This window comes from Vibrio hippocampi (assembly GCF_921292975.1).
GTDB lineage: Bacteria > Pseudomonadota > Gammaproteobacteria > Enterobacterales > Vibrionaceae > Vibrio > Vibrio hippocampi.
In genome coordinates this window covers 519,131-538,193 of the sequence record NZ_CAKLCM010000003.1, presented here as the reverse complement: position 1 = coordinate 538,193, position 19,063 = coordinate 519,131, and the positions used below count along the sequence as shown (strand labels likewise).

19 protein-coding genes are annotated in these 19,063 nt (G+C 45.6%); 7 read left to right on the top strand and 12 right to left on the bottom strand.

Annotation, left to right across the window (positions count from 1 at the left end; translation table 11 throughout):
* The first annotated feature begins 62 nt into the window (after nucleotides 1–62).
* From nifB to L9Q39_RS15530, 3 genes are read left to right on the top strand one after another with little or no spacing between them, the layout of a single operon-like run.
* Nucleotides 63–1,361: a nitrogenase cofactor biosynthesis protein NifB gene (gene nifB, locus L9Q39_RS15540; RefSeq protein WP_237486016.1), complete on the top strand. Its 1,299-nt coding sequence runs from the start codon at nucleotides 63–65 to the stop codon at nucleotides 1,359–1,361.
* Between the two features lie 17 nt (nucleotides 1,362–1,378).
* Entirely contained in the window at nucleotides 1,379–1,618 is a 240-nt protein-coding gene (locus L9Q39_RS15535; protein WP_237486015.1) for a 4Fe-4S dicluster domain-containing protein, read from the top strand.
* A complete protein-coding gene (locus tag L9Q39_RS15530) occupies nucleotides 1,612–2,202 on the top strand; it encodes a nitrogen fixation protein NifQ (protein ID WP_237486014.1) in 591 nt (196 codons plus the stop codon). The genes L9Q39_RS15535 and L9Q39_RS15530 overlap by 7 nt, the downstream gene beginning before the upstream one ends.
* A gap of 71 nt (nucleotides 2,203–2,273) precedes the next feature.
* Here L9Q39_RS15530 and L9Q39_RS15525 read toward each other — a convergent pair whose 3' ends face one another.
* From L9Q39_RS15525 to nifU, 10 genes are all read right to left on the bottom strand, one after another.
* Nucleotides 2,274–3,206, bottom strand: a complete 933-nt coding sequence (locus tag L9Q39_RS15525; RefSeq protein ID WP_237486013.1) for a GGDEF domain-containing protein — start codon at nucleotides 3,204–3,206, stop codon at nucleotides 2,274–2,276.
* Nucleotides 3,207–3,368: 162 nt separating this feature from the next.
* Nucleotides 3,369–4,481: a molybdenum ABC transporter ATP-binding protein gene (gene modC / locus L9Q39_RS15520; RefSeq protein WP_237486012.1), complete on the bottom strand. Its 1,113-nt coding sequence runs from the start codon at nucleotides 4,479–4,481 to the stop codon at nucleotides 3,369–3,371.
* The gene (gene modB / locus L9Q39_RS15515; protein ID WP_237486011.1) at nucleotides 4,475–5,152 is read right to left on the bottom strand and encodes a molybdate ABC transporter permease subunit; all 678 of its coding nucleotides are present in this window, start codon (nucleotides 5,150–5,152) and stop codon (nucleotides 4,475–4,477) included. Before modB ends, modC begins: the two co-directional genes overlap by 7 nt.
* A 29-nt stretch (nucleotides 5,153–5,181) precedes the next feature.
* Nucleotides 5,182–6,015, bottom strand: coding sequence for a molybdate ABC transporter substrate-binding protein (modA, locus tag L9Q39_RS15510; RefSeq protein WP_237486010.1), 834 nt, complete (start codon nucleotides 6,013–6,015; stop codon nucleotides 5,182–5,184).
* 12 nt (nucleotides 6,016–6,027) lie between these two features.
* Nucleotides 6,028–6,882: a peptidylprolyl isomerase gene (locus L9Q39_RS15505; protein ID WP_237486009.1), complete on the bottom strand. Its 855-nt coding sequence runs from the start codon at nucleotides 6,880–6,882 to the stop codon at nucleotides 6,028–6,030.
* Between the two features lie 13 nt (nucleotides 6,883–6,895).
* Entirely contained in the window at nucleotides 6,896–7,402 is a 507-nt protein-coding gene (locus tag L9Q39_RS15500) for a nitrogen fixation protein NifZ (RefSeq protein WP_237486008.1), read from the bottom strand.
* 20 nt (nucleotides 7,403–7,422) lie between these two features.
* Complete coding sequence (locus L9Q39_RS15495) at nucleotides 7,423–7,773, bottom strand: nitrogenase-stabilizing/protective protein NifW (RefSeq protein WP_237486007.1); 351 nt, start codon at nucleotides 7,771–7,773, stop codon at nucleotides 7,423–7,425.
* Nucleotides 7,763–8,917 (bottom strand): homocitrate synthase, encoded by a 1,155-nt coding sequence (gene nifV, locus L9Q39_RS15490; RefSeq protein ID WP_237486006.1) that lies wholly within the window; start codon nucleotides 8,915–8,917, stop codon nucleotides 7,763–7,765. The genes L9Q39_RS15495 and nifV overlap by 11 nt, the downstream gene beginning before the upstream one ends.
* A 9-nt stretch (nucleotides 8,918–8,926) precedes the next feature.
* A complete protein-coding gene (gene nifS / locus L9Q39_RS15485; RefSeq protein WP_237486005.1) occupies nucleotides 8,927–10,219 on the bottom strand; it encodes a cysteine desulfurase NifS in 1,293 nt (430 codons plus the stop codon).
* Entirely contained in the window at nucleotides 10,212–11,054 is an 843-nt protein-coding gene (gene nifU / locus L9Q39_RS15480; RefSeq protein ID WP_237486004.1) for a Fe-S cluster assembly protein NifU, read from the bottom strand. Before nifU ends, nifS begins: the two co-directional genes overlap by 8 nt.
* A gap of 365 nt (nucleotides 11,055–11,419) precedes the next feature.
* Here nifU and L9Q39_RS15475 point away from each other — a divergent pair, with 365 nt between their 5' ends.
* The 4 genes from L9Q39_RS15475 (at nucleotide 11,420) to L9Q39_RS15460 (ending at nucleotide 17,178) form a co-directional block, all read left to right on the top strand.
* Nucleotides 11,420–12,220, top strand: coding sequence for an AzlC family ABC transporter permease (locus L9Q39_RS15475; protein ID WP_237486003.1), 801 nt, complete (start codon nucleotides 11,420–11,422; stop codon nucleotides 12,218–12,220).
* Complete coding sequence (locus L9Q39_RS15470) at nucleotides 12,217–12,555, top strand: AzlD domain-containing protein (protein ID WP_237486002.1); 339 nt, start codon at nucleotides 12,217–12,219, stop codon at nucleotides 12,553–12,555. The genes L9Q39_RS15475 and L9Q39_RS15470 overlap by 4 nt, the downstream gene beginning before the upstream one ends.
* 464 nt (nucleotides 12,556–13,019) lie before the next feature.
* A complete protein-coding gene (locus L9Q39_RS15465; RefSeq protein WP_237486001.1) occupies nucleotides 13,020–15,707 on the top strand; it encodes an acid phosphatase in 2,688 nt (895 codons plus the stop codon).
* A 241-nt stretch (nucleotides 15,708–15,948) separates the two neighbouring features.
* Entirely contained in the window at nucleotides 15,949–17,178 is a 1,230-nt protein-coding gene (locus L9Q39_RS15460; RefSeq protein WP_237486000.1) for a M28 family peptidase, read from the top strand.
* 154 nt (nucleotides 17,179–17,332) lie between these two features.
* Here the strand turns inward: L9Q39_RS15460 and L9Q39_RS15455 are convergent, their stop codons facing one another.
* The gene (locus L9Q39_RS15455; RefSeq protein ID WP_237485999.1) at nucleotides 17,333–18,238 is read right to left on the bottom strand and encodes a DMT family transporter; all 906 of its coding nucleotides are present in this window, start codon (nucleotides 18,236–18,238) and stop codon (nucleotides 17,333–17,335) included.
* Nucleotides 18,239–18,654: 416 nt separating this feature from the next.
* Nucleotides 18,655–19,053, bottom strand: coding sequence for a tRNA (N6-threonylcarbamoyladenosine(37)-N6)-methyltransferase TrmO (tsaA, locus tag L9Q39_RS15450; RefSeq protein WP_237485998.1), 399 nt, complete (start codon nucleotides 19,051–19,053; stop codon nucleotides 18,655–18,657).
* Nucleotides 19,054–19,063: the final 10 nt, after the last annotated feature.

The following is a 19,063-nucleotide window of genomic DNA, read 5'->3' as shown; positions in this document are numbered from 1 at the left end:
CAAGCTAGGCACATGCTTTGCAAGTTAATCGCTAATACCTGATAAATTGACAAGGAGTGTCAATGACAAATTTGTCAAACCAACCCGATAATCATTCAGTGGTGCATTTTTTTGATAAATCGATACAGAGTCGTATCGCGGAGCACCCCTGCTATTCTAAATCTGCTGGCAACTATGCGCGCATCCACTTACCCGTCGCTCCGGCGTGTAATATTCAGTGTAATTACTGTAATCGAAAATACGATTGCAGTAATGAGTCAAGACCTGGCGTGGTTTCTAACCTACTCAGTCCGGTCGAAGCACTGGCGCGCTTCCATGCAATCAAGCAGCGGATGCCAAACCTCACCGTGGTTGGCATTGCCGGACCCGGTGATGCGTTAGCCAACCCAGATTACACCTTTAAAACCTTAGAGTTGATTCACCAAGCGAGTCCGGATGTTAAGTTATGTATCTCCACCAATGGGCTTGATCTGTATCGACACGTTGACCGATTAGCCGCGTTGGGGGTTGATCACCTCACGGTAACGATCAATACCACCGACCCTAAAATCGCCGCAAAAATTTACCCTTGGATCTTTTGGAACCATCGCCGTTGGCATGGAGAAGAAGCCGCGGAGTTGTTAATCGAGCAACAACTGAAAGGACTCAAAAAGGCAGCTGAATCAGGCATGTTGGTCAAAGTGAATACCGTGCTGATCCCCAATATCAACCAAGAGGGCATTGAGGCATTATCGGAGCAACTCAAGCACGCCGGCGCTATGCTACATAACATCATGCCTTTAATCTCTGCCCCCGAGCACGGCACCTATTTTGGTCTAAATCATCACCCTGCCCCGACCGAAGAGGAAATTGCTCAAGCACGAAGCCAATCTGTTATGCATGTGCCACAGATGACGCACTGTCAGCAGTGTCGCGCCGATGCCGTTGGCACGCTTGATACCGCCTGTAGCACCAATCAATCGACCGAAGATAAATACCTTGTGGCAGTCGCCAGCAAACAAGGGGATGTTATTGATTGTCATTTTGGTCACGCGACACAATTTGATATTTATCAGCTAACCGAAAACGAGGCACGATTTGTCGAAACTCGTCATGTAACGCCTTATTGCAATGGTCAGTCTGAATGCGACCAACCTTTACCGCTTGACGCTCTGATGGATTGTAAAGAAGTTCTCTCAAGCCGCATCGGTCTGGGTCCGTGGGAGGAATTGAAGCAGCACGGTATTGCCCCCAATGTGGACTTCGCGTTTATGTCGATTCGTGAGGCATTATCGCTACTGTGTATTGCGAAACTGTGTATTGCGAAATCACAAGCTAAACAGGTCGATAACCGTTTAACGACTCAGCAACAGTTGGCTTAACCAGAGAGGAGCACGACATGACACTGACCATTAATCAACAATGCACTGGTTGCCACGCCTGCTATTTGGTTTGTCCTAACAAAGCGATCTACAAAACTGGCGAAAGTAGCCCAAAATTTGCGATTCACCAAAAGCGATGCAATGACTGTATTGGGCAGTTTGAACATTCACAATGTGTCTCTATTTGCCCGATTGAGGAAGCCATTACCCGTGATGGTATTCCTGCCAACCCAGCAGGGAGTTTGACAGCATGTTAGTGAACCGAGAACTAGATAAGTCACTCAAAGCTTTTGAGGAAGAGAGCACCAATCACTATCACGAACAGTATTATTGGCAGCTATTACTTGAGGGCTTTGTTTGTGGTCGGGCTCGACTGCCCCATTCGATGGGACTGTCGAAAGACAACTATGAGCGCCTGCGTCTGCGATTTATCGCTAACGACCGCCAACCCGCGCCGCTTATTCAACAAATGAAACAAAGACTGACCCAAGATATATTTACTGACCTGCTATATAGCAGAGAGGAAGAGCGAGACGACTTATTCTGCTTATTGCTCGCTCATCTTGATGGACAAGTGCCACTGGGGCATGAAATGGCGAAAGTATTGGCGACCGGCTGTGTGGCTCCCAACCATCTTTGGGAAACACTCGCGCTACCGGACAGAGCAACGTTAAGTAATATCATTGCGCTCTATTTCCCCAAATTGTTTGCCAAAAACAATCTCAATATGCGCTGGAAACGTTTCTTCTATAAACAGCTTTGTGACCAAGAAGGCGACTATGTCTGCAAAGCACCAAACTGTTTACAATGCAGCAGTTTTAAACAGTGCTTTGCAGAATAAACCGCTGGCTATTTTTGTGCTTGAGTAAATTTGTACTGAGGTATATTTGTACTGAGGTAAAGCTAATCCGTTTAAGAAAATAATTCTTGGCACAGTGCTTCACAATAGACGGTCACACAATTACGACCACTGTTTTTGGAGTAGTACATAGCACGGTCAGAACGAGTCAATACATACTTACACTCATCTTCCCCTGACGCGAGTTTCGATACACCGATGCTCACCGTCACAGATATATTTCTATCATCAACGAAACAAGGCGTGTTTTGGATTTGATACCTTAATCGCTCGGCAATGTCCTCGGCATCACTAATATTAGTATTTGGGAGAATAATTCCGAACTCTTCACCACCAATACGCCCAATAATATCGGATTCTCTTAATTCACGAGTAATAACTTCTGTGACATGCTTAATAACCACATCACCCAACTGATGACCGAGGCTGTCATTAATTCGCTTAAAGTAATCAATATCCATCATTAAGAATGACGTATTTTGTTCGGTATGTTCAAAGCGCTCAATACACGAAAACAAGCGATCCATAAAAGCTCGACGGTTGAACACTTGTGTTAATACATCGGTCTCAGACAGTTGACGAAGTTTTTCTTCTAAACTATGTTTTTCGGTAACATTACGTGCAGTCCAAATCACCACTCGTTGTCCATCTTCCATCACATAGGGCTTGATGATTCCTTCTATCCACAATTCAACTTGACCAAAAATAAAAGTAGGTAAGACCTTCAAATGTTCCGGACTGAAGTGATATTTAACAACTTGTGTCGCATTGGCATCCAACGTTTGGCTGATGTAACCAAGGAATAATTGCGCTAAGTCTTGTGGGAAAATATCATTAATATTTTTTCCGATATACTGCTTAAAGTCCGAATCAATATTATTGTCTACCCCACCAAAGATATCCAGATAGACACCTTGCTCAGAAAAAATAAAAACATGGGCAGGCATCTGCTCCAAAATATCCAAATACTGTTGCTTTGATAACAATCGTCGTTCCATAACTCTATTGATAATTAACTTCCCCAAGTTGCGGAAATTGTAACAAACAATTTATAACAAAAGGAGCTTTCATCGAAAAATCAACAAAATATCGTTTTGAAATCAAACTTTCATCACTATCTGTATTGCAATTTATCACCAAAGAATAAGTCATACAATTGCCAAGGTTTTTATTTGTATCCAAACCTGCATATTGTTCATCAATTGTAAAAAGTCACAAGAACGCTGGGTTAGCAAAGCGTAAATACGCTGATTGTCTTCAAGTCGCAGCGATACCAACACTTCACCAAGTTTTGCTGATGGACAGAGTTGAACGATTGTCGCGGGCAAACGGTTGAGAATAGATGACTGATCACGGTGACTCAGGCTAATACTGACATCAGACGCCATAATTTGACATCGAACTCGGCTGCCAACAGTTTGCTCAATTTGCCCATGCAATAACTCGACACTCTGGCTTTGCAATAACGTTAAACCATCATGGCAGTGTTCGACTAAAGATAATTCAAGCACAGCACTGGGTTCTTCACTGCCATTTATGTTCTGCAAACGAGGCCAAGCTTCAGCGATACTACCGCTATAATTCACCCTACCTTGCTCAAATAGCACAATATTGTGGGCAAGCTTCACGACTTCATTTAATGAATGGGTGACATAGATTATTGGCGTCGCCAACTCTTGAGTTAACCTTTGTAGATAAGGTAGCACCTCATTTTTGCGCTTTTGATCCAGTGCCGATAACGGTTCATCCATCAATAACAGCCTTGGGTTAGTCAACAGAGTTCGCGCAATGGCAACACGCTGCTGCTCTCCCCCGGAGAGTTGCTGGACACGACGCTTGAGTAAATGTCCAATATCTAACATCTCAACCAAGTCATCTAGCTGTCGTTGCGTTTTTGTCTGTTTAAAGGATGGACAACCAAACGCAAGATTGCCTTGTACATTCAGGTGAGGAAACAAATTCGGCTGTTGAAACACATAGCCGATTTGCCGCTGATGCGTGGGGAGATAATCGCGACTGTCTATTCTTTGAGTGGGCGTTTTTTGACTGTGTTTTTTTTGAGTACGATTCGACTGCCAGATCTCGCCATTAAAACGAACACAGCTATTCGTCAGCTGAGTCAATCCCGCAATGGCTCTCAGGGTCGTCGTCTTACCGCTGCCGGAAGCACCAAACAAAGCGGTGACACCCGATGTGGGGATATTGACATCTATCGCCAGTTTGAAGTCAGGAAAGTGCGCGTTAAGCTGAACATCTAACATCTTGGTTCCTTATGGCGCTGCGCGTATTGATTCAGACCAAACGCCAACATCAAAGCAATAAACGAAAACGCCATCAGCATACCTGCAAGATAATGCGCTTCTTGGTACTGCATCGACTCGACCAGATTATAAATCTCGACCGACATAACTCGAGTTGAACCCGGTATATTGCCGCCAATCATCAAGACAATGCCGAACTCCCCTAACGTATGACAAAAGCCCATGATGGCGGCAGAGAAAATATGCGGCCACGCAAGTGGAATCGCGACATGAGTAAACACTCGCAAAGGCGAAGCACCCAAAGTAGCTGCGGCTTCAAATGCCCCGTGCCCCAGCGCCTCAAAGCCACTGCGCAAGGGCTGCACCACAAAAGGAAGCGAGTGAATAATGCAGGCAATGGCAATACCGGCAAAACTAAACGGTAGCGGTCCTATTCCAAGGTGAAGCAATCCTTGACCCAACCAACCACTGGGACTTAATCCCACGAGCAGATAGAAGCCCAGCACAGTCGGAGGCAGCACCATCGGCATCGTGGTCAGTGTCGCAATGATATTGCGCCATGGTGAATGCGTCTGCGATAGCCACCAAGCTAAAGGCACTGCGATCAGCAATAAAAAACCCGTCACCACACAGGCAAGCTGAAGTGTTAGCCAAACGACGGTTCCATCCATAGTGACTCCATTACGATTAAACTAATTCATCATGATTTCGCTAATTCATCATGATTTAAGCCATAGCCATAGCTCTCTAACAACGGTTGCACCGCCTGAGAAGTCACAAACAATAAAAATGCCTTGGCTTCTGCATGGTTTGGGCGATGTGTAATCACCGCGGCTTGTTGGTTGATAGGTGAATAGAGAGATTGGGGAATCAGCCAGTAGCGACCTAATGCTTGATTTTTAACCTGTGATAAAGACAAAAAAGCGAACTGTGCATTGCCTGTCTCAGCAAACTGAAACGTGGCATTTAGTCCCTTGCCATAGACCAACTGCTTGTTAAATGTTTCGAGTAAATCTTGATTGTTTAAACACTCCATCGCTGCCTTGCCGTAAGGCGCAACACTGGGCTCGGCTAGCGCGATTCGTCCGTGTAACATTGACGATAAATGTCCGTCACTGCTTGGTGTCCATGAGGCGTCACGAGTCCAGAGTACCAGCTTGCCTTGCGCATAAGTGACACGACTGTCCACTAAACCCAGCTGCTCTAATCTTTTCGGTCGAGTTTGGTCTGCCGAGAAGAAAACATCAAACGGTGCGCCTTGTTCAATCTGTGTTGCCAGCTGCCCACTACTGCCTGTGGACAACTGCACCTTGACGCCCGTTTGTTGCTGGTAACGTTGCGCAAGTGCTTGCATCGGGCGATAAAAGTTGTTCGCCACCGCGACTGTGAGGTGATGACTTTCACTTGCGACAGCGCCTTGAGGTATTAATATCACCGCAGACAGCGTTAACGCAGACAACATTACTGAAGACGACATTACCGCTGAAGGCATTACCGTTGAAAACAATAGCCATTTAGCCCATCGTAGAAACATACCGATTCCATCCTATTTTAATTCAGCAATCCATGCCTTTTGCAGAAAGGTTTTTGCTCGCTTACTATGCAATTCTTCTATTGATGGATACGCTTGCTCAAACGTCGCGACCTGCTCGGGTTTTTCTTCGTGACACACTACGATGTGATAACCCACTTCTGTTTGGATAGGCGCACTAACCACACCTTTGGGTAGCCACTGCAACACCGATTCTATCTCATTAAACAATTTGCCTTGCTCGCACCAACCCAACTGTCCGCCCTCAACGGCACTTGGGCACTCCGAGTATTTCAGCGCTAACTGGGGGAAATTATCGGCGTTAGCTTGCTGATAGACTTGTTCGATTCGCTTCTTGGCTTCGCCGGCACGATTTTCAGCAAAGTCGTTGTTAATAGTGATCAGGATCTGACTCACCTTCCAAGTTCGTTTACGACTGAATTTATCAAGATGCTTATGGTAGTAGTCCAGCGCATCTTGCTCTGCCAGTGGCGGAATTTGACCGCTAACGAGCTCTAACGCCGTGTCACAAACTAACTCTTGTTTGACGATCAAGCGCAGCGCCGATTCGCTGATTTGATGCTTATTTAGCATCAACTGAAATTGGTAGATATCTCCGCACTGCTCGACCAAACTATTGATCGTCTGATTCACTTGCTCTTCATCAATATGAATCAGCCTTGCTTCTGGTGAGCGACATATTTTTTGCTGAATGGCTAAGCTGTGATTCGCCAGTCGATCAACTTGTTGTAACTCTTGGGTCGTCAGAGATTGCGGGTTGACCCCAAATTGCTGTTGGGCAACTTTGAGTTTTTGATAAGCGAGTGACTGATCACTGTCAAGTTGTTGTAGTTTCTGATTATTGCTCATTGATCGCCTCCCATTAACCGACTTGTGCCATCAACTTAACGTCCGTATCAAGCTCAACGTCCGTGTCAAGCTCGGCACCCTGCGCAATCGCCTTTAATGGCAACCAAACCCAACGACCAGAAAACTGCACCTGATAACTCAACTCACCAGAGTCCATATCCCGGTGAATACGAATGATAGTCACGACATCGCCTTTTTTAGCAATCAACTGCCCGTGGTGGGCTAAGCCAGAGGCAAGCACTACTTCTTGTTTTAAATGGTAAGGATTGGGGTGCCAGTTCAACTCGGCACTAATCAGTTCTTCACTTTTCACTCCGATCTCTCGATCGACATCAGGAAAGTAAACCCGATACACCACTTTATTTTGCAAGTAGTAGCCAAAACTGCGTACAAACCCGACTGCGCCGGCTTCCACTAAACAGTCACCCTTTTTTGAACCATGCTCAAACGAGCCATCATTGCGAACCGTGCGTACCACTCTGGCTTGGTCACCAACATCAAAACGAGTTTCCTTGTACATATTCCTTCCCTCTCAATCAACTAGTCGCAGTCGCGACAACTCCCACACAGGTTAACGGGTTTGAGCCAAGTCTCTCCTCGCATCGCCTTGCAGTACGCGCGACGCAACGCCGCCTGATATTGGTGATAATCTACAGCTGGTTCAGCATCACAACTCAGCTCCTTGTTAAACCAGCCCAAAATCGCCACGCGACGTCCGGCTAACACCTCACTATCAAAGCTGACATCAAACAGTTCGAAGTACTGTTCTAAATCGACAAAGCTTTCCATTTCTATCTGCCAATCGGGACTTGGGGCAGAGCGATGACTCTCTGAATTTAATCCGCCATCTCCCATCAATCCGCTATCTAACATGAAACCGTTATCTACCATCAATCGCCTCCACCAAACGTTGTAAATCTTGCACACTGGGTATGCGCTTATTGCGTTCACTCCAATGGGTGAGCAAGTTCTGCATTTGTGGCAGTTGCATCTTATCCAGTCCCACGCCCATTTGTGATAGCAGCGCCAACATGGCGTGTGTGCCCGAATGTTTACCCAGTACCAGTTGATGCTCTCTGCCAACCATATGCGGATCAAAGCCTTGGTAGTTATTGAAGTCTTTGAGTAATCCGTCGACATGGATCCCCGATTCATGCGTAAAGACCTGCTTACCAATAATCGGTTTATGCGGCGACAAATCGAGCCCTGCGGACTGTTTTGCTAATCCAACCAACTTGGGGAGTTGTTCGAGCGCAATACCCGTGATGCCCTTGCCTAACACCTCAACCGCAACACTGACTTCTTCCAACGGCGCATTACCTGCTCGCTCACCTAAACCACAAATCGTGGTGTTCACCGACTCAACGCCAGCGCTGATCGCTGCTAAGGAGTTGGCCGTTGCTAAGCCAAGATCGTTATGGGCATGCATTTCTATCGCCACATCACTATTGGCAATCAATTGGCTGATCTGGTTATAAGTGGTGAATGGGTCCAAAACCCCTAAGGTGTCGGCGTAACGGACTCGTGATACCCCATGAATTGAGGCAAATTCCATCAGCACTAGAAGCTCATCTAAACTGGCTCGAGAAGCATCCTCCAACCCCAAAGAGACCTTAAGCCCCTGAGATTTAACCGCATCAATCAACGGTCGCAACTGAGCAAACAACTGCGCCATAGAAAGCGACAATTTATGTTGGCGATGCTGCTGTGAAGCGGGGATCGAGATGTTAACCCAGTCGATGCCAAGATCGAGACAGAGATCCACATCCTGCGGCACCATTCTGGCCCACACCATCAGTGCGGCTTCCGGCAATGTTTCTCTCATGGCAGCGATAGTTTCGCGCTCTCTACTTCCCATCGCGGGAATGCCCACCTCCAACTCACGGACTCCCAATTGCCAAAGGGTCTGGGCAAGTTCGAGTTTTTCGTTTCGAGTGAAAGCGACGCCCGGACTCTGTTCACCATCTCTTAAGGTGGTATCGTTAAATACCACCGTCCGATTTAAATGATTACGGTTAACGGAACTTGGCTGCATAGCGACTCCTTAACCATAAACAGGTTCAAAAGCATCTTGCTTTTGTTGCTGCGTCTCGTTGTCCCAATACGGCGATAACGCTCTTAAACGGCTAACAATGGTCGGCAACGTCTGTAACACATGATCGACTTCTTGCTCTGTGGTGTATTTAGATAAGGAAAAACGTAGCGTGCCGTGTGCCGCAGTTAATGGGATCTGCATCGCTTTCATCACATGGGAAGGTTCCAAAGCACCGGAAGTGCATGCAGAACCGGATGAAGTTGCAATGTTCGCCTGATTGAGCAGCAAGAGAAGCGCTTCCCCTTCAATAAACTCAAACGCAATGTTGCTGGTATTCGGTACGCGGTGCTGAGTATCGCCGGTGACAAAACAGTGACTGATTTGCTGGAGCAATCCTTGCTCCAACCTGTCGCGCAATCGTTGTATCTCTGTTGAGTACTCAGCCATAGCGGCTTTCGCCAATTCACATGCCTGCCCCATTCCAATAATCGAAGCGGCATTTTCCGTGCCCGCGCGTCGACCACGCTCTTGGTGCCCGCCTCGCATTAAGGGTCTAAAACGAGTGCCTCTACGCAAATAGAGGGCACCGACACCTTTCGGTCCATGAAATTTATGAGCCGATACCGACAACATATCGACACTGGTGTCAGCAACACGGTAACGAATTTTTCCGGTCACCTGCACCGCATCAACATGAACCTGAATACCAAACGCCTTGGCAAATTTGGCAATTTTTTCAATCGGAAACAGGGTTCCCGTCTCATTATTTGCCCACATCACACTCACTATCGCCACATTGTCACTGAGTGCGGCTTGATACGCCTGCATATCGAGTCGACCCTTTTTATCAACGCCAATCCAATGCACGGTATAGCCTTTGCGCTCCAAGTATTCGCAGAGAGCAAGAGTTGCCGGGTGCTCCACCTCTGTAGTGATGATTTCTTTACGCTCTGGGGTAGCCTCTAATGCAGATAAAATGGCGGTACTGGTCGCCTCAGTAGCGCAAGAAGTAAAAATGATTTCTGAATCGTGCTCCGCCCCCAATAGATCCGCCACTTGTCGGCGTGCATGCTGAATCGCTTTACCTACCTGCGAACCGACTTGGTGTATAGACGATGGATTGCCATAGTAATCGGTCAAGTAAGGCATCATGACTTCTAATACTTGCGGATCAATCTTCGTTGTGGCGTTATTGTCAAGGTAACAGTTGTCAAGGTAACAGTTGTCGAGGTAACCGTTTTCAGAGTAACCGTGACCTTGCTTGCCAAGCTCATTGTCGTTTCCAGCGTTTAAGTTAGCCATTTGACACCTCCTTGTGAGCGGCAGAGTCTTGAACTGGGAATACGGTCATACTTCGACCTAAAGCGTGTGATAATCTGTTTTCCAAATGAGATAAGGTCATCCCAGACATGCCGCACCCCGAACATGCGCCCGATAAAACAACAAACACCATATCTTGCTCAACATCACTCAGTTGAATGTCTCCGCCATCGGCCTGCACCGTGGGTCTTAATTCGGCAATGACTCGATTGATGATGGCTAACTCTTGTTCATCATGCTCAATAACTTGCTCAGCGACACACTGCTCCAACACCCACTCAATTTTTTCATGACAAGAAGTACAGGCACCGCCCGCTTTGGTGTAGTTGATCACTTGTTCTAAACTGGTCAGTTGGTTTTCTGCTACGACCTTTTTGATCAGCACATCGTCAATGGCGTAGCACTTACAAATGAGTTCCCCTTCTTCATGATGCTCACCGAGTTCAATGCCTCGATAATTGGCAACGGCGGCCTCAAGGGCTTCCATGCCCATCACGCTGCAATGCATTTTTTCTGGCGGTAAGCCGTCTAAATAGTTGGCGATATCTTGATTGGTCAACTCACTCGCTTGATCTAACGTTTTGCCGATAATTAAGGTCGTTAACGCCGAGGAAGAAGCGATGGCACTGCCGCAGCCAAACGTTTGAAAGCCGGCATCTTCTATTACTTCCGTTTCGGGGTTCACCTTTAACGTTAAGCTCAATGCGTCGCCACAACTCAGTGAACCCACTTCACCGACGGCATTCGCTTCTTGAACCACTTTGGCATTGTGTGGTTGAAAAAAATGCTGTTTTACTTTTTCCGAATAGTCCCACATGAGCGCTCCTTGCTTCCTAGTAGTTGTAATGATTGTAATAACGCTGTTGCAAAGAACTATTGCAAGGAGCACTCCAACTTAAAAAGCCGGATAGAATCAGAGAACCTATTGATAGCACTGGCTTTAACGGGGTTTCGAATCAATAAAACTCGCAAATTGTCACAAAGCCGACATGTCATATTGTCGGTTTTACTTCAAACATAGATTGGGTAATCGGTCACTCCCGTAACCCGCCAGTCTAGAAAATAACCGATACACTTATCTGCTTGATATTTGTTTTAATTAGCGCACTATGGCTAAATCAAGAAGATGAAATCGATAGCTTTCAATTTATAAGAAAGCACCACCAGTAAGGATGAGGGTGTATGAGCCAAGGCACTCAGAATGGAAGCCGCGATACAGAGTTTAATAAGAATAGGTTTACTGATAATAAACCTAGTAAAAATGAGCAAACGGATAAAAAGCTAAGCAATGCTTGGTTATTAGGGGTGAAAGATGCCATCCCGCTAATGAGCGGTTATATTCCTGTCGCCATCTCGTTTGGCTTAATTTCGTTACAATCCGGCTTTGGTATTTGGGAAACCATTGTTATTTCCAGCTTAATCTATGCCGGCGCATCCCAGTTCTTATTTGTCGCCATGGTCGCGTCTGGCGCACCCATTTTATTAGTGATTGTGATGACTCTGTTAGTCAATGCTCGACATTTGGTTTATGGTCCCAACATCGCGCCTTATTTAAATCGGAGTCGTTGGTGGATTCCCTTGATGCATGGACTCACCGACCAAATTTTTGCCCTAGCGCTCACGCGCTTCCCCCAACTGAGCGAGCCTCAGCGTATTCAATGGTATACCTCAGCGGCGGTTATCGCTTGGCTAAGCTGGATCCTAGGTACGGCACTTGGGGTCATCGTCGGCAGTGAGTTAGTAAAACAGTGGCCGCTATTGGGAGAAATACTGCCTTTCGCCCTCCCTGCACTGTTTTTGGTGTTGCTGGCACCCAAATTCGACTCAATCAAGTGGACGATTAGCCTCCTAACCACCACCGCTATCGCCGTGATCGTCAAGTTATATGGATTCCCTAATCTGGCGATTCCTTTAGCAGCCGTGTTGGGCACCATGCTTTTCTACGTTATAAAGCACCTTCAACATCAACGAGGTGAGTCATGAATACAACTCTCTGGATCGCAATGTTGGTTATTGCCATCGCGACTTATTTAATGCGCTTGCTACCGATTATTTGGCTGCGAAGACGAGCTCAAAAAAAGCAACACGACACAACAAACGACACCCTTCCACTGTGGATCAGCGTATTGGGACCCGCTATGATTGCGGCGATGTTCGGAACTTCATTAGTTCCCGCTCACCCATCGACCAGCACTTGGCTTGCAACCGTAATAGGCGTAGTCACCACATCACTGTGTTGGTATTGGAAGCGTTCATTAGGCTTGCCGGTATTAATCGGGGTTCTAAGCTTTGGCTTAGTGGTTTATTTATTTCCTTAAATTGATAATTTATTTATTGCCTTAACTTGGTAGTCAATTTATTGTCTTAAAGAGAGACTAGCGCCAGTTATTTGGCGCAATTTTATGTTTAGGGAAAAATAAGGATATTCTATCGATCACTTATCGTATATAGAATATCATCCCACATCATAAATAGGGTGTGGGATATAATCCCTCTCCCACTAAACTCGAAATATTTCAAGCACTTCCTACATTAAATCCTCAAAAATGAGATACATCACAAACATTGCTTAACTACTTGTTTTTCAGTACAAATATTATACAAACCCACCCTCAAAAGTATTGCAATTTGTTTCACGATGATTATAAATATTTCTCGCTCTGCCGGGGATCTATATAACCGTCCGTATGTGAATAATAAGGGGAAATGTCACATCGGTTTTCGCAGCGCGATTGTTACCAATATAAAAAATCAAAAATATTATTCATTAAAGGGTGGATGAATGAAAAAAATGTCTTTACTTGCCACGTCTGTTGTCGTGGCACTATCGGGCTGTGGCTCAGATAATGGCTCAGATAGTGACCCATCAGTCAGTAACTATATCACTGGCTTTGATGGCTATTTACACAATGCCGTAGTCTTTATTGATAAAGACGCCGACGGCGTATGGGATGCCAATTCAGATACTTTCTTAGGTTTAACCGACATTCAAGGTCGAGTCGATATTGGCGACACAACCGTAGATGGTACGCTCGCGCTTCAAACTCTTATCCCAGGTGGTGATGCTCAACAAGATCTTATCGATTTAGACCCAGAACTGTACTCTGGCGTTTATACCGTTGACCAAGATCTACCGGGTCAACCTCTATCAACCGAGCTGGTTTTCCGCGCTCCTCAATCTTCAGATGTCATTTCTCCAATCACTGACCTAGTGGCAATCGAGATGCACAACGATGCTTCTTTAACAGAAGAAGAAGCCATCAGTGTCGTCAATAAATCGTTGAATGACGGTGTAGAAGACGAAGATTTTGACCCGTATGTTGATTTTGTATCAGGCGCTGACGAAGATCCTGCCATGCACAAAGTGGCACAGATTCTTAGTGAAACCAAAGCGGATGACCCCGTTGCTTACCAGCAGGATGGTAAAGCGACCGCAATGGCAGATGAAGCCAAACAGGTTGTTGACGATATCGTCGAAAACAATCCGGAAGATCTTGATGATCCAAGCTATGTGGTCATCGTTGACGGTGATACGAACAGCGGCATCGAAACTCCAAGCTACAAGACCATCGTTGACCACGCGATCTATGAAACGGTTCAAGATAAGTTTGATGACCTTGAACTTGAGCACGGCCAAGTCGGCTCAAGTGATTACCTGCTCACTGCGGACATCACTAGCCTATTTAGTGACAAAGACGTGGACAACATCGACCTAAGCCTGATTTCTATCGATCAGAGTCAGCTTGCCGATTCTAATGTTCAAGTGGTTTATAACCCGAGTAATGGCGCTCTTAACCTTGGCGTTAGCCCATCAGACAGTATTGCTAAAGCGGGTGACTTTGCCATTGTCGTGACACTTGCCGATTCTGATGACACCAATGAAACCCACGCGGTATTCGAATTCGAAATCGACGAAGGCGAAGCAGAAGCTCCTGAATATTCGGAAGATACATTGCAAGGTCTGCAAGACGAGGTCGATTTATGGCAACTGGTGCAAGGTGAATCCTTGGGTGAAGGGTACTTCATCGATTTCAGTGAACTGTTTAGCGGTGACAGCGAATTAGAATTGAGCTTCTCATCGAATGCGGAAAGCAATGGTCTGATCTTCGACAATATGGGAACAGGTCTGATTGGTATTCAGGGCACACCACTTCGTAGCAGCGAAGATGACGAGACAGAATACACCATTAAGCTAATGGCAACTGACCAAAACGGTCTATCAACCTCAGCAGAACTTGAACTGCCTGAGGTTGCCGAGCCAGTCTCATTGCCAAGCGAAATTACCATCGATCAAGACAAGCTCACAGCTCTGCAAGCAGAAATCACCAAAACACTGGAAGCCCTTGAGCTGACAGTCGGTATGGACAGCTTCCAGCAAACATTTGATGTCACCGAGGTCTTTGCTACCACCGGACTTGAGAATGTTGAATACTATGCAGGTAGCGCAAACGATGACGAAGGCGAAACGTCGATTGCCGGTATTTCGGTCACTATGGTCGATGACTCCGCGATACTTGCTATCTACGGCAGTCCAACGGTGACGGCTGAAGATGGCGAATTCGTTCTGATGGCGGGTTCCAATGTTGATAGCGACAATGAAATCATTTCCGAAGCGGTAACGATTAAGCTTCCTGCGGTAAGCGAAGGCGAAACCTCTGAGCCAGAACTCCCCTCTGCGGACTTGATTATCGGCAAGGATCTCTACTTTATCGAAACACCAGAAGCTAATGGCGATATTGTCGATAACCGCTGTGAAAGCTTTAAACTCGAAGATGGACAAGTCTATTTTGGTGACGAAAACTATCAAGGCGACCTGACTGAAAGTTGCGCTCCTGTCTCTTCACAAGCATCCGCAACTTACACCGTGGCTGATGACGTCATTACCATCGTCGAAGACGACTATGACCCAATGACAATGGAACTGCTTAACGTCACCGGTAAAGATGGCGTTCAGCGTTTTATCATCCGAACGACTGAACTGCGTAGCAATGAAGACAACTATGTTGCGAGCATGGAAGTGATGGAATCGGTATCGGAAGCAGAATCGCGAGTTGACATGAAGTCCAACACCGACTCTCTATCCCGTATGCAACAAACCAGCTTATACATTGATGGCGAGTATGTGGATGTCTATGTCACCACGCAGATGGAAAACAGTGATGACGGCGGTAATGATGAAGCAGCTGATGCGGATCTATTCTTTGACCGCGTTGACGGCGGCAACTTAACTTGTGATCAAGTCGCACCACTGTTTTACGCGAAAACCTTCAGCGGTTCGCAAAACGCCACTTGCTTCGACAACGAAGAGAATGACGGTTCATACCATTACGTGGGCTATGACTTTGATTTCGCTTATCAACACGAACTTGATAAAAAATATCGTATCTCTTTCGCGAGCAATGACGACGAGCATGTTGCCGATCTAAACTTCAACATCACTTATGATGGCGATAGTTTCGAGAATGATTAAGATCGTTATTTTTAGCTAATATCCAGCCCTCAATAATTACATTATTGAGGGCTTTTTTTCATTTTTAGCCACATTTTGTCACTCTATCTCCCGTTTATACCGCCAAATATTATGGTGTAAAACCAAGCAAACGCGGGCTATTTTCACCATTAATTGCTGAATCAATAGCCAAAGCCCTTGAATTGTTTGCCATGTATGATTAATTTAACTGCAGTTAATCCATGGATATAAGAAGTCACCAATGAACACAAAAAGCAACAACGCGCCATCGAGTCAACCTTGGACCGAGTCGATGCCACAACAGCAGTTTGAATTTATGTCAAAAGTACTGGCTGCCCCTTCACCAATCGGCTTTGAAGCTGCGATGAGCTATGGCGTAATCAAGCCAGAATTTGAAGCCTTTATGCCACAAGGTTGGGGCATTCACCAATTCAAAGGCAATGCTAGCCTTGTGTTCGACTCTCACCCTGGTCGTGACGATCTGACCAGCGTGATGATCGTTGGTCATGCGGATAAAATTCGTATGCAAGTCCGCAAAATTGACCAAGATGGTAAGGTGTGGATCAACACCGATTCTTTCCTGCCAACAACGCTGATTGGCCATGAAGTCAAAGTGTTCTGTCAATCACCAGACCAACCGGGCAGTTATAAAGCGATTGAAGGCTGTACGGTAGAGGCTCTAGGGGCTATCCACTTCTCGACGCCATCACAGCGCAGTGGCGAGCAAGGTATCAAACCTGAATCTATCTACCTAGAGATGCACATTCACGGTGAAGACCGCCAGCAGCAAGTTGAAGCTCTTGGCTTACGCGTTGGTGACCCAATTCTACTTGATCGCCCTATCAAACGTGGCGTGGGTGCAGATACCTTCTACGGCGCTTACCTCGACAATGGTCTTGGTTGCTTCTCAGTTACTGAGATTGCACGTATGTTGGCGAAAGAGAACTTAGACAATATTCGCGTGCTCTACACTATCGCGACTCATGAAGAGATCGGTCGTTTCGGTTCCACGCAAATCGTTGGTGAACTAAAGCCAGATGTGCTTATCGCCACTGACGTAAACCACGACTACGAAGCCGCTCCCGGTATTGCTCCGCGCAATATGAACCCGCTGAAAATGGGTCAAGGCTTTACTATTGGTCGCGGTTCAGTCGCCTCTGAGTTCTTAGTACAAAGTGTTGAAAACGTCTGCCGCGAAAACGATATCCCATGCCAACTCGACTTTTCTGGTCGTGATATGGGTACCGACGGCATGGCAGCAGCGCTTGCAGGAGTGGATAGTGCGTCAATCTCGATTGGCTACCCAATCCGAAACATGCACACCGCTTCTGAGTCGGCACACACTGGCGATCTACTCGCGTCAATCCACGCTATCGCCGAGTTATTACGCCACTTCAACCAATACAACGGCGACACTGGCATCACCCGAGATGATCTGAAAAACAGCCACATTCGTTTGGATAATCTGTAAACCGTCAGACAGTCTTTGCTATTGGTTTAGAATAGAGGACCTCGTTTAGAATAGAAGATCCCGTTCAGTAAATAGCATTATGATTGAAGGAGCGCTTTGGGCGCTCCTTTTTTATTCGACCTAAAATACAAATAGTTAGACTGAAAGCGACAATCTAGCTCAGGTTTGACTCGGCGGGTGTGCTACGCGATGATCTTTTTTGGCGTGTTAAATTAATAGCAACAAGTCCTGAAACGATAATAACTGTGCCAATAACATGGTAAGTCTCAATATCTTCACCCAAGATGATGTAACTTAATATCGCAGCAATCACAGGCATAAAATTCATTGATAGTGATGATTTCATCGCTCCAATCTTGTCGATTGCCACTTTCCAAAAATAAGGTGAAATAATAGAAAGGAAGAATACCGCATAGATTATGAGTGGGATTGACGTGGTCGAAGGAATATAAGATTCACTCGTCACTAACATAAGGGGACACAATAGCACTGAAGCAACAAACAGTTGGCAATACAACAATGTCCAACCTGACATTATACTAGGGTTTCTATTTAGAATAATGCCATACAGAGAATACGAGAATGTTCCGACTAGCATCAGGATATCCCCATAATTAAACTCTAAGTTCTTTAAAACGTTGATGTCCCCTTTAACAAGAACATAAACAACGCCGCTCAATGATACTAGCACCCCAATATATTGAACAATTGACAGCCTAGTTTTTAGAATGATAATGCTCATCGCCAAAGTGACAGCAGGGATTAGCGAGTTAACCAATGACATATTGATGGAAGAGGTGTAATGACCAGAGAAGTAAGTCATGGATTGACTCAATCCCATCCCCCAAAAACCTAAATACACTAGAGTTCGGTAGTTTTTCTTAATAACATCAATATTTTGTTTTATCTTAGGCAAACAGACCGGTGTTAGAACTAAGAATGCAAACAAGCATCGGTAGAACGCAAGTGTCGCAGGTTCGATGACACCGACAGCCATCTTACTAACAATGTAACTTCCTGCCCATATAGCAACGGTGATAAATGAAATTAAGTAGCCCATGTGTATTTATTTAGGTGTAAATCATAATATAGGCAGCTATTGTACTAGTAATGGCGATGAATTACTGTACGGAAAAGAGTTATATCTAGCCCAGTTCATATAGCGCTAATTGATAACAGGGCGACTTTTGTATTTTAAACTGCAAATAGTGATTCGATAAGTCAAAGAATCTAAACTTTCAACATTGAACACCAAACTGAGGGATTTTCTATATCTGTCTTTGTTCATAAAATACTAATTTGTTGACAAGTTTTTATCCACAAACTTGCCGAGTGGTGTATGCAGCACGCATATTTTTCTTTGTAATTTCCCCGTAAAACTTTCAAGCACCAACCTATCTGGAATGACCATATCACGGCGCATAGGTGATATGGAAAACCTATATTTTATGCCTTATTTTGGCGTTAAATTCGAGGTCAGTTGACGTTTTCTCGATATATCGCCGGTTTAATATCAATCAGAGGCGTGTTATCCAAACAATCAAGTCCCCTTACGCTGATCACACCATTGTCGATGGCGGTTATAGGTAATACCGCCGCTCCAATCGGATTAGGACGATGTGGAGAACGAAGCGCGAATGTGCCTTTTCTGTCCCCTCCTCTACTCACTTGAACAACTTGATCACGCTGTGCATCCGCTAACCAATAAAGTACCAGAATGTTATCGCCAACGGCTAACCCGCTTAAACCTGGTTTGAATTCCTCAAAAAGCGTAATCCGGCAGGTTGGACCCTGAGCCTGAATGTTGTTTGGACACGCCTCAACAGACGTATAAGGTGTGGAAATTTTTCCAATAAAGTTCAGTGTTGCTGTCATCGGTAATCCT